This is a genomic window from Buttiauxella sp. S19-1, assembly GCF_022134725.1.
GTDB classification, from domain to species: Bacteria; Pseudomonadota; Gammaproteobacteria; order Enterobacterales; family Enterobacteriaceae; genus Buttiauxella; species Buttiauxella ferragutiae.
Genome location: NZ_JAHWLU010000005.1, coordinates 53,854 through 66,075, shown reverse-complemented (window position 1 = coordinate 66,075; position 12,222 = coordinate 53,854). Strand labels below are relative to the sequence as shown.

General features: G+C 52.9%; 8 protein-coding genes. 4 read left to right on the top strand and 4 right to left on the bottom strand.

Annotated elements, in window-relative coordinates:
- Nucleotides 1–332: 332 nt before the first annotated feature.
- Nucleotides 333–1,811, top strand: coding sequence for a dipeptide/tripeptide permease DtpB (gene dtpB / locus MES37_RS02485; protein ID WP_064546835.1), 1,479 nt, complete (start codon nt 333–335; stop codon nt 1,809–1,811).
- 68 nt (nt 1,812–1,879) lie between these two features.
- Here the strand turns inward: dtpB and MES37_RS02480 are convergent, their stop codons facing one another.
- From MES37_RS02480 to MES37_RS02465, 4 genes are all read right to left on the bottom strand, one after another.
- Nucleotides 1,880–2,113 (bottom strand): DUF2526 family protein, encoded by a 234-nt coding sequence (locus MES37_RS02480; RefSeq protein ID WP_064518779.1) that lies wholly within the window; start codon nt 2,111–2,113, stop codon nt 1,880–1,882.
- A gap of 64 nt (nt 2,114–2,177) precedes the next feature.
- Nucleotides 2,178–2,933, bottom strand: a complete 756-nt coding sequence (locus MES37_RS02475; protein WP_237930039.1) for an alpha/beta fold hydrolase — start codon at nt 2,931–2,933, stop codon at nt 2,178–2,180.
- A gap of 152 nt (nt 2,934–3,085) precedes the next feature.
- Complete coding sequence (locus MES37_RS02470; RefSeq protein ID WP_133521447.1) at nt 3,086–4,684, bottom strand: ABC transporter substrate-binding protein; 1,599 nt, start codon at nt 4,682–4,684, stop codon at nt 3,086–3,088.
- 174 nt (nt 4,685–4,858) lie between these two features.
- The gene (locus MES37_RS02465; protein WP_232885895.1) at nt 4,859–5,572 is read right to left on the bottom strand and encodes a glutamine amidotransferase; all 714 of its coding nucleotides are present in this window, start codon (nt 5,570–5,572) and stop codon (nt 4,859–4,861) included.
- Between the two features lie 196 nt (nt 5,573–5,768).
- Between MES37_RS02465 and MES37_RS02460 the strand changes: the two genes are divergently transcribed.
- Genes MES37_RS02460 through MES37_RS02450 form a run of 3 tightly spaced genes read left to right on the top strand, consistent with a single transcriptional unit; the run spans nt 5,769 to nt 12,190 of the window.
- Nucleotides 5,769–7,085, top strand: coding sequence for an SrfA family protein (locus MES37_RS02460; RefSeq protein WP_237930038.1), 1,317 nt, complete (start codon nt 5,769–5,771; stop codon nt 7,083–7,085).
- A gap of 3 nt (nt 7,086–7,088) precedes the next feature.
- Nucleotides 7,089–10,061 (top strand): virulence factor SrfB, encoded by a 2,973-nt coding sequence (locus MES37_RS02455; protein ID WP_237930037.1) that lies wholly within the window; start codon nt 7,089–7,091, stop codon nt 10,059–10,061.
- On the top strand, nt 10,058–12,190 hold the full coding sequence (locus tag MES37_RS02450; protein ID WP_237930036.1) for a virulence factor SrfC family protein: 2,133 nt from the start codon (nt 10,058–10,060) through the stop codon (nt 12,188–12,190). Before MES37_RS02455 ends, MES37_RS02450 begins: the two co-directional genes overlap by 4 nt.
- The last annotated feature ends 32 nt before the right edge of the window (nt 12,191–12,222 follow it).

Sequence of the window (12,222 nt, the reverse complement as noted above, 5' to 3'; positions counted from 1 at the left end):
TAGAGCGAAGGATTAAGTTAATTATCCAGAAAGGTGCGAATAGATAACTTCATATTATTTTCTTATATTTTAGATTTGTCGGATGACGCTTAAGCTTATCCGACCTACGAAAATCCCCGGGCAAACATAAAAATGTCATGCTCGTGATTTGATAGTGTGATCAACCACCAGGAAAGCAAATTAACCATACAATACCCTAAGTATCGTCTCAAATGCGGCATTAACACCGCATACGGATGCGCAAAATAGAATACGATTCCATCACAGATCGAACTTAGGTATAGCGCCAATAGCTGCTTATACTTCCTTAAAATGTCTAAAGGCAAACGAACATGAATAAGCCCGCCCCTACCGGTTTATTGCAGCAACCTAAACCGTTTTTTATGATTTTTTTTGTTGAGTTATGGGAGCGTTTTGGATACTACGGCGTGCAAGGTATTCTGGCCGTTTTCTTCGTTAAAGAGCTCGGTTTTTCACAGGAACAGGCCTTTGTTACCTTTGGTGCCTTTGCCGCACTGGTTTACGGGCTGATCTCAATCGGTGGTTATGTTGGCGATCATTTATTAGGAACAAAACGCACGATGGTTCTTGGTGCCGTGGTACTGGCGCTGGGCTACTTTATGACCGGTTTGTCGCTGCATAATCCTGATATGATCTTTATTGCCCTGGGCACCATTGCGGTGGGCAACGGGCTATTTAAAGCCAACCCAGCCAGTCTGCTTTCAAAATGTTATCCGCCAAAAGATCCCCGTCTGGACGGCGCATTCACCCTCTTTTACATGTCTATCAACATTGGTTCTTTGTTGTCTTTGTCTCTTGCTCCCGTCATTGCCAACAAATATGGCTACGCCGTTACCTACAACCTGTGCGGCATTGGCTTAGTCTTCGCATTGCTGGTTTATTTCTGCTGCCGTGGCATGGTGCGCGACATCGGCTCGGAACCCGATAGCAAGCCGATGAGCTACAAAAACTTACTGCTGGTTTTAGCGGGAACTGTGCTGATGATTTACGTTTGTGCATGGCTGATGCATAACGTAAAAGTGGCCAATATTGTGTTAATTGTGCTGTCCATCATCGTGATTTTCCTCTTCTTCCGTGAGGCCGCGAAGCAAAACAAAAGCGATCGCAACCGCATGTACGTCGCCTTTGTGCTAATGATTGAAGCGGTACTGTTTTACATTCTGTATGCCCAGATGCCGACGTCGCTGAACTTCTTTGCTATCAATAACGTGCGCCATGAAATTCTCGGGTTTACTATCAACCCCGTCAGTTTTCAGGCTCTGAACCCATTCTGGGTAGTGGTCGCCAGCCCTATTCTGGCTTCGCTGTATACCCGTTTTGGTGCCAAAGGCAAAGATCTGACGATGCCTGCAAAATTCACTCTCGGCATGTTCCTGTGTTCGTTAGGCTTTTTAACTGCCGCCGCCGCTGGTATGTGGTTTGCTGACGCGCAAGGGCTAACCTCACCGTGGTTTATCGTGCTGGTGTATTTGTTCCAGAGTTTGGGTGAACTGATGATAAGCGCGTTAGGTTTAGCAATGGTCGCAGCGCTGGTGCCGCAAACTATGATGGGCTTTATTCTCGGGATGTGGTTCCTGACCCAGGCCGCGGCCTTCCTGCTCGGCGGCTACGTTGCCACCTTCACGGCAGTGCCAGAATCCCTTAACGATCCGCTGCAAACGCTGCCGATTTATACTGGTGTGTTCAGCAAAATTGGCATCACGACCTTTGTTATCGCGCTGATTATGGCGGCAATGGTGCCGTGGCTAAACCGTATGATGAATATGCAACCGGAAGTGAAAACCGCTTAACTTTTTCGTCTTTGTTTCTTATCACGCCGCCTTCAACGAAGGCGGTTTGTGATAACACTTTCTGAAACTTAAATAATGGTGCCGCCTTTGGTTAAATCATCACGGCGCTGTTCCACTTCCGCTTTGTGATGATGACCCTTCTGCGCAATGGCGTTACGTAAACGCTGCTGCTGTGCGTAACGGTCTTCGCGGGTTAACTCAGCATCGTCGCTCAGTTCAATCAGCAACTCATTCATATGCTCAATCACATTTTCAGTTACCGCTGCGTCTACGCGGGCAATAACATCTTCCAGGTGCGCCATAACTATCTCCTTAATTTTAGAGGTATACCTTATGACTCCGCGGTGATTTTCTCAAGATCATTAATCATTCGTGCTGTTTACAGAATGAATCTAAAGCTCCGGCCAATGCCGCTGGATTCTCCCATGACATGGAATGCCCGCATTCGGTTAATACCGATGTGCTAATGCCCCCGTTTTGAACTTGGGTGAAATCACCGTCGGGGAGCGATTGTTCGCCAAAGATCAACGAACGCGGTTTCTCCAGGCGCGCGAAAATCGTTAACCAATGATTACCCTTGATCAGACTTTCCGCTCCACGCCATACAGCCCAGGGGGCCGCTGCCGCTAAACTTCCTGACCATGGGCCATTTTCATTGTTAACCATTGCATTATGCCGATCTGCGACATAATTCGCTTCAGTTACGCTGCAAATTTGTTGGCTAAAAAAGCCGCCGCCCGCATGGAAATTAGGCTCTGAAACGATCAGCCCGGATAAATTTGCCGTCAATAATTCTGCTGCTTCAATACAGATACTGCCGCCCATGCTATGACCATAGAGAAAATACTTCTCCAGTTTCAGATGACCAATAAGTTCAGCCACCACTTGCGCCTGTTCTTTAATTGAATAACTGAAATCGCGGGGTTTTTCGCTATATCCGTAACCGGGGAGGTCGATAAGAATCGCCCTTCGTCCAGCAAAATTTTTATCAGCAACGACGCGGGGATATTCATAAGATGAGGCGCAACCGAGGCCATGAACAAATACAAGCGGTGTGCCGCCGCCGGGCAAGTCCAGCCAGCGGACGCGGCAGTTTGCAGTGGTTGAAAAAAATGACTCCATGTCGTTATTCCTGTCTTTTTAACGGTGGATGTCGCTAACATTCATCCCTACAACTGCTGTCTTGTAGGGGGGATAAGCCGAAGGCGTCATCCACCATTAATGCCAATAATGTCGGAGGTCGCTAACGCTAATCCGACCTACACAAAAGCTTATCAGTTCAATTTTGCTTTCGAGAAGTCGCTACCGTTCAGGCTCACACTGTAACCCGTCACATTACTGCGCGTGGCGTAGAAGGTTTTGCCGTTAGCGAGTGGGATCCACGGTGCTTGCTGGTAGAACACTTCTTGTGCCTGCTCGTAAAGTTTGGCGCGTGCGGCCGGGTCGCTGGTCAGTTTTGCTTTCTGTGTCAGCGCATCGTACTGCTTGTCGCACCAGCGCGCGGCGTTGGAGCCACTTTGGATGCTGCCACAACCGAGCAAGGTATCGGCGAAGTTGTCCGGGTCACCGTTGTCGCTCATCCAGCCAAATAATGCGGAGGAATGTTCGCCTTTACGCATACCTGAAAGATATTCGCCCCACTCAAAGGTGACGATTTTCGCGTTCACGCCCACTTTCGCCCAGTCATGCTGAATCATCTCGGCGATGCGACGTGAATTCGGGTTGTATGGGCGTTGCACTGGCATCGACCATAAATCGGTATCGAAGCCCTTCTCAAGGCCCGCTTGCTTGAGCAACTCTTTGGCTTTGGCTGGGTTGTAGCTGCGATCTTTCAGATCTTTATCAAAACCTAACATGGCTGGTGGAATCGGTGATTTTGCAATGGTGCCCGAGCCCATAAACACGGCATTAATAATGGCTTGTTTATCGACGGCGTAATTCAGCGCCTGGCGAACCAGCACGTTGTCGAACGGTTTTTTGGTGGTATTAAACGCCAGATAACCGACATTCAAACCATCGACGGTATGCAGCTCGAGGTTTTTATCGGCTTTAATGGCTTCGAACTGTACCGGTGCCGGTGCGGGGATAATCTGGCATTCGTTCTTCTGCAATTTCGCCATGCGCGTTTGCACGTTTGGCGTAATCGAGAAGATCAGGTGTTTAGTTGGCACTTCGCCATTCCAGTAATTCGGGTTTGCCACGTAGCGAATCAACGAATCCACTTTGTATTCCTGCAACGCAAACGGGCCGGTGCCGATGGGTGCGGTATCGACCTTTTCTGGCGTGCCCGCTTTTAGCATCGCATCGGCGTATTCAGCCGAAAGAATCGACGCAAAGTCCATTCCCCAGTCTGCGAGGAAGGCCGCATTTGGCTCACTCAAAGTGAACTGAACGTGATTGTCATCGATCTTCTTCACTTCAGTGATGAGCTTATCGAGGCCAACATCGTTGAAATATTCGTAACTTGCCTGCGAGACATTGTGGTACGGGTGTTTCGGGTCTTTTTGTCGCATCACCGAGAACACCACGTCGTCGGCGTTGAAATCGCGCGTCGGTTTAAACTCTTTATTGCTATTGAACTTCACGCCTTTGCGCAGCGTGAATGTGTAGGTTTTACCGTCCGGGCTGATTTTCCACTCGGTCGCCAAAGATGGCACCGGCAGGTTATCGCTGGGGCGGAATTCAACCAGCCGGTTGTATAACGTTTGCGAGCTGGCAACAAACGTTGGCCCGGAACTGGCGATTTGTGGGTTGAAGGATTCTGGAGAGGCTTCTGAGCAGTAAACCAGGGTGTTATTCGCGGCAGCGAATGCGGAGCTGGCGGGTAATAAGCTGGTTAACAGCAGCGCGAGGAAGGTTTTCCCTGTCGACATGATTTTACCTTTTGTTTGCTTGCCAAAATGATGAGTGAACTTATTATTTTTAAGGATGAATCACACCATAACCCAGGGCCACTGACAAATAACAAAAGGCTCTCACGTTATTCAGAAACAGGGATATTTGTGCAGTTTTCCGTCAAATACAGCACGATCTCCCGCCAGTCATTTTTACAACAATGCAACGAATCGCTGAAGGATCGAACGTGAAACTGGCGTGTCACTGACAGCCGCCAGTAAAGCATCGCGATCTTTGCCTTTCATCGCCACCCTTTCACTGCGGCTGGTAATGATTTTATTCATCACTGGCGCACTAAATTCAGGGTGGAATTGCACTGAGAATGCGGTTGGCGAGTAACGAACTATCTGATGCGGGTCGTGGCTGGATGCGCCCAACACCACTGCACCTTTAGGCAGCGCGAGCACGCTTTGCTCGTGGCTTAAAAAGGTATCGAACGAATTTGGCAGGCCGCTAAGAAGCGGGTCGTGCTGGGCGGCGTCATTAAGCGTGACGGCTATTTGCCCCACTTCGCTGCCTTTTGGATGGTAATCCACTACACCACCCAGCGCGTAAGCCATCAACTGGTGCCCGTAGCACACCCCCAAAACCGGCACACCCGCCTCGATAATTTCCCGCAGCCACTCGGCGGTGCGCTCACTCCACTCTTCATGGTCCGTCACCATTGCCCATGAACCGGTAATCACCGCGCCGCTAAACGTGCCGACAGCGGGAAGTGCTTCCCCTTCAAACGGGCACACCACGCTAATCGGGCCAACATCCCCCAATGCCGCGTTAAACCACTGCGGCTGTTCACCTACAGCTTTGCGAATATCTAACGGCGGATGACCCATTTGAACCAGTAATAACGGCAATGTTTGCGGCATTTATGGCGCGCTCCCGAACGAGTTGCGAAGAATAATGAGTAGCACAAAACCAGGGAACGTCCCAATGACTTAAGTGCAATCGCCCGATAATTAGAGAAAAAACCCGTCTCTTCCACCGTTCACTTGCGCAAGCTTTCAGTAAAGTGGCAAGCGTGAAGATGGCTCAAACTGAGCTGAAAACAGCAGGATTGATGACGTGGCAAAAACATTATTGCGCAGCGGATGCTTAGATGACTTCCTTTCGCTAGGCGAAAACGGACAGACAGTGTTCGACTCAGCGCTACAAATTCGCGAAACATTGCGCTTACGCAAACAGCAGGCAGTGGTCGATAGTCTGGCAATCCCGCAGCCAAACGATGAAGGTGACCGGGTTGACTGGTACGCGCCATTTGAAGGCACAGTCGTCAGTTGGGCGGCAGCGAGTGATGAACAACGCAAAAAAGCCCTGCGTTACCTCGATAACTGCCAGGCCAATGTCGCCTCGTTAATTCAGCGCTGCCAGCAGGCGGAAAAAACGGCTATCCAGCTGTTTGGTTCGTTGCTGGCGAATGCGTTACAGTTTCCAGGCAGCCAGCATGTCTATCTGGTTGACGGCAAACCGGTCCTCACGTTTTGGGGCTTTGTCAGCCTCAATACTGACGCCCGTACCGATGCCATGGACTGTTTACGCATCGTTGAAGAACATGAACCGGTTATCGAGTTTCTTCCCGAACCGCCGCCTGCCGCTCCGCCTGTAGTGGTGCTTAGCGAGCCGGATGAGCCGCTCTATTCTATTGCGCCTTCTATTATTAATGCCGAACCCGTCATCGAAACGCTGCCGGTGCAACAGCCCGTTGCCCAAACTGTGCCTGATGTTTCACCGGTTAAAAAAACACGGCGCTGGTTGCTACCCGTTGCGGCAGCGATTATTGCCAGCATCGCTGCCCCGCTCGCCTGGTTTCTGATATCGACCCCGCACGCAGAACCTTTAGCGCAAATTGCCCCAGAAGTTAAACCAAAGGTTATCGCTCCGGCGGTGATTCAGGCGCAACCCGTTGCCCACGTTTCCACATTGCCTGTTGCCCAGGCCGCCGTTATCGAACCGCCCGCGCCTGAGCCAGAGCCGGTGGTTGCGCCTGCTGACATCCCCAAAGGCACGCTGATTTTACCCGCCGACGCATTAAAAGCCGGTTCCACCAAATTCCTTAACGGCAGCTGGCGCGTCGCCATCAATGTGAAAGATTCGATTACCGGCAAACCGCCGACGCTGCGTTATCAAATCGCCAAAAACAAAGGCACTGTGCGCCTGGTTCATGGCGACAACATTGTCTGTAAAGCGGAAGTCTTTTCAGGGTTGATGCAGTCCGGAACATTGATGATTAAAACCCGTGGCAATGCGCGTTGTAGCGATGGTTCGCGCTACCCGCTGCCGGAAATTGCCTGTAATGCTGGCGCGAATGATGTCGCGGAGTGTACCGGGCGCTATCAAGGTGACACCGTGGTGCCTGTGACATTTAAAAAAGTGAGTGATTAAGCCATGCTTGCCACCCTGTATCCCTATAAACCGAGCGTGACGCTCATTAAAGACAGCGGCATTCAGTTTCTGGATTTCGGCCTGGCGCCGCAGCCAAACGCCCCGCACACCGGGCGCTTTGTGCGTAAAACGGCAAATGGCCCACTGCTGCGCCTTGATTACGATGTCGTGCCTGGCAAGTTCACCCTGCCCAGCACTCAGGGAGCCGCTCCCGAAGTCGTCAAACCTGAAAGCATCATCACGCTGGGTCACTCGCTAAAACTGCTGGATAAAACCTGGCTGCCGCTGCCGTTCCTGCGTTTTAACCCGCCGCGCACCTTTGTTGGCGGCCCGGATAACTGGGCGCGGGTGCAAATTCGCAGCCTTGAAACACCGGACTCCGCAGGCAACACAGTGCGTATTACCCTCGCGCTGGACACCAAAATTCTGGCTGACGACAACCCAGCCGCACATCTGGCTCCCACGCAAAATGATGTGCGTAACGGCGCACGCTTTGCGCTGGCCTGGCAAAACGAAGAAATTAACGATTTTATTGACCAGACCTGGGTTGATGGCTGGTTACGCGAAGTGTTCACACAATTTGTTACGCGCCACGAGTCACGCAGCGAGCGTGAACTCAGCCATGCGCTGAAAACCTTCGAGTATCAGGCGCACTACCTCAATATTATTGAGATGCTTGGTGCACAACTGGCGGTGCCGGAAGTGAAAATTGTCACCGCCACGCTGCAAGCGCCTGCCATTCCGGTCGATCTGGTACTGGACGTTGGTAACACTCACACTTGCGGCGTGTTGATTGAAGACCACGGCGAAGCGAACGATGGCCTGCGCCAGACCGCCGAGCTGCAAATTCGTTCGCTCAGCGAACCGCAAACCATCAATGAAGCGATGTTCACCAGCCGCCTCGAGTTCTCAGAGGCCAAATTCGGCAAACAACATTGCTCGGTAGAAAGTGGCCGCGATGACGCATTTGTCTGGCCATCGATTGCCCGCGTCGGTGATGAAGCACGCAGCATGGCATCTGCCCGTTTAGGAACCGAAGGTGCCAGTGGTATTTCCAGCCCACGCCGCTATTTGTGGGATGAAACACCGGCCAACCAGGACTGGCGCTTTAGCCAGATGGGCGTGAAAACGCAGCGCGAACCGCTGGCCACCGCTTTCCCGTTAATGAACCTGATGAACGACGACGGGCAACCGCTCTATTCATTACCGTTAGAAGACCGCCTGCCAGTGTTCTCGCCGCAATACAGCCGCAGTTCGTTGATGACCTTAATGCTGTGTGAACTGCTGGCGCAGGCGCTGATGCAAATCAACAGCGTCGGCTCGCGCCAAAGCATGGGCCACCTGAATGCGCCACGGCAGTTGCGCCATCTGATCCTCACTCTGCCGTCGGCGATGCCGAAACAAGAGCGTGAAATCTTCCGCCAGCGGATGCAGGAAGCGGTTGGGCTGGTGTGGAAAGCAATGGAATGGCACCCGACCGATGACGGTTTCAGCAACGATCGTGATTTCCAGAAAAGTGTGGTTCCGGTTCCTGATGTGCAGATGGAATGGGACGAAGCCACCTGCGGGCAACTGGTGTGGTTGTATAACGAAGCGCTGGTCAACTATGCGGGGCAAAGCGGGAACTTCTTCCAAAGCCTGGCGCGCCCAGACCGCAAATTAGCCGCCGATGAGCTACCGGGTAAAACGCTGCGTGTCGCCTCAATTGATATTGGTGGCGGCACCACGGACATGGCGATCACCCAATATCATCTGGATGAAGGAGTCGGCAGCAACGTCAAAATCACGCCACGTTTACTGTTCCGTGAAGGGTTCAAAGTGGCGGGAGACGACATTCTGCTGGATGTTATCCAGCGTTGCGTATTGCCCGCACTTCAGACACAAATTCATCAGGCGGGTGTGGCAGATACCGCAGGATTAATGACTACGCTGTTTGGCGAATCCGGACGGATGGATACGCGTGGCACGCTGCGCCAACAAACGGCGCTGCAACTGTTTATCCCGCTTGGCCATGCCGTGTTGTCGTGCTGGGAAAATAGCGACCCGGATGACAGCCACGCCATGCTGGAAGCGACGTTTGGCGAACTGCTAACCCAGCGCCCAACCGATAACGTGATCAACTATGTTCAACAGGCGGTGCAACACGCCCTGCCTGCCGATGCCCCGGCATTTGATTTGTTTAGCGTACCGCTACATGTTGAGTTGGCCCAGTTACAAGAAGCGATGCTGGCAGGCCAGTTTACGCTGACCACCCCGCTGCAAGCGTTGTGTGAAGTCATCAGCCATTACTGTTGCGATGTGTTGTTGGTCACTGGCCGACCAGGCTGCTTGCCGGGCGTGCAGGCGCTGTTACGCTACCAGCAGCCGGTGCCGGTCAACCGTATCGTCTGGCTGGATAACTATCAGACTCATGAATGGTATCCGTTTAGCCAGCAAGGCCGCATCGGCAACCCGAAATCCACCGCGGCCGTAGGGGCCATGTTGTGCAGCCTGGCGATGGATTTACGTTTGCCTGGCTTTAACTTTAAAGCGTCCGACATTCAGGCTTATTCCACAGTGCGTTACCTGGGGATGCTGGATGGCAACAACACACTGGTCGAGAAAAATGTCTGGTATCGCGATATCGATCTCGACGATCCCAAATCCACACTGGATACCCGCCTGCATTTCCCACTGCGCGGTAACGCCTGCCTGGGGTTCCGCCAGCTTGACGATGCGCGCTGGCCTGCCACGCCGCTCTACACTTTGGCAATCAACTCGCCGCAACTAGCCAAAGCCATTGCCGGAGAAGGCGTATTAAACGTTCGCTTGCAACAAACGCGCGAAGCCGACGCTTTTGTGCTGGCGGAAGCCTGGTTGCAGGACGGCAGCAAAGTGCCGCTCAACCAATTAAGTTTTAAATTGAATACTCTGGCAGGAAGCTACAGCGGTGCCAGCCATTACTGGATTGACAGCGGGAGCGTGTACCAAAAATGACTTCAAAAACCTCAACGCTGCAACAATTAGTGGATTGGCTACAGCAGGCTCGTCTGTCGGTTCCGTTCATTGATAACGAAGCCGATGGGCTACTACATAACATGGCCGCCCTTCAGCAACGCCAGATTCAGATTGACTTGCAGGCGGAGCAGCCACTAACTTTGGGTTTATATGGCCACTCGGTAGACGGCAAACACCATCTGCTGACCACGTTATTGGGCGATAACTTCCAGCGCATTGAGATTTTGCTTGGCGGCAAAGTGCTGGATTACCTGACGCACATTAACCCTGGCCATGCCGCGAGTGTGGCGGTGCGCTTTACCCGTCGCGAATTACCGGTTGCGGAACATTACCCGCTGCTGCTGACGCTGTGTAATGCAAGCGAACTGGCTCAACGCCTGATTCGCCAGTATCACGCCACGTCAGCTACCCGTTTTGCGCAACCTGAGGCGATCGCCGCAAGACTTCGGGAATTGCAGACTAAGCGCCTGGCGCAACCTAACCCAGCGATAACCCAGTTGCAACTGTCTGATATTGCGCAGGCTTATCATCAAGTGGTGCGTCGCCAGTATCATCTGGGCAGCGCGCTGTGGCAGCAAATGGCTGAGCTGATGCCGTGGCTGAGCAGTGCCGATCAGGCCGCGCTGCTGGCTCCGCTATGGGGGGACAACGCCACCAGCACCGCGCAGTGGCAACATCTTGCCGAGATGCTGAATCATTTGGGTTATGCCCGCCAGGTGCTGGCGCCTGCCAATTTGCTGGTGGATACCTTTTTACTTCCCGTGGAAGGTTTTCTGTTCCCGACCACACCAGACGTGGTGGAAATCAATGCCGACGTGCTGGTCTGCCCGCTGTTCAATCAGGAAATCGCTACGCAAGTGAGTCTTTCACTGCTTGATTTGCAGCAACTGTGTGCCGAAATCACGCTGACGCTTAACCATTTACCCCAGTTGCCACACGTCGATGTGGTGGATATTCCCCTGCTGCAACTCGACGATTACGCACAATATCTGCAACCCGATAAATTAGTGGTGTGCAATGCGGCATCAGAGCGCAGCGAAGTGAACGCCGCAGGTAAAATGCTGGCTCGTTGGGTAGATAAAACCCAGGCCAGCAACGCCACCACGCCAGGTTTAATTTGGGCGATTACCCCGCGAGATGCCCGTTTTAGCGGCGCAAATCTGGATGAAGGCGTGCAGCGTATTATCGGCCTGCCGGGCAAACGCTGGGGTACGCTGCAAGCGCTGGACAGCCGGAATATGCACCGTTTGCTGGGATGGTTGACGGACGCACTGGTTCCCGCGCAACGCACGCTGCGCATTGAAATGTTACAGGCCGCGCTGAACACAGAAATCAGCGCCCTGTTCGCTCATCTTCTCGACGGCGAAAACCTCACGCCGGAGCGCGCACGTTCGCAGGCAGAAGATCTGGTGCGGACACTACAGACTCGCGCTGCCAGCCATGGTGAACTGCTCGCCAGCCTGCTGCCAGAACGCCATGTGCTGCAACAAAGCTGGTTGAGCCATCAGCAATTGCGCAAACAACAACCCGCTGGTTTTAGCCTGGATATCGACCTGTTCGCCGACGAAGAGAGCCATAGCCCACAAACAGCGGGCATCGACAGCTTCGCAAGCGTGGTGCATCTGTTGTGGATTAACCATCTGCGCCAGTTGGCGGCGCGCCGGGAAATTGCCGAGCTTTGCGGGCTGGACAACACGCAGCTTCAGGCCTTGTGCCAGTTGCTGATCATCGCCAGTTATCGCCTGAAACTATCGGAACAACTCGACACGGCGTTGCGCCATGGCGATGGCAGCATGGCGCAGGAAATCACCTGTGTAAGCGCGGTGTTGGGCGATTTTGTCAGTTGGTTAGGCTACGCGCAGATTGAACCGGTATTACGCCCGGCAAGCCGCGTCAACAAAGGTTCACCCGTGTTTACCCCGCAAGCCCAGGCAACCGCCAGCACCCGCCTGGTGCGTTTGGGCGACCAACCTGCTCGCGGCAATACGCTGTATGTTTACGACTGGCTGGTGGCGCTGTACACCCGCGCGCTGGAAAACATCGGTTATCGCCATCCGCTGGATGTGAGCGAGCAACAACGCCAGCAGTTGCGGGAGTTATTGGTTTGATCTGAAAATGGTGGATGACACTTGCACTGATG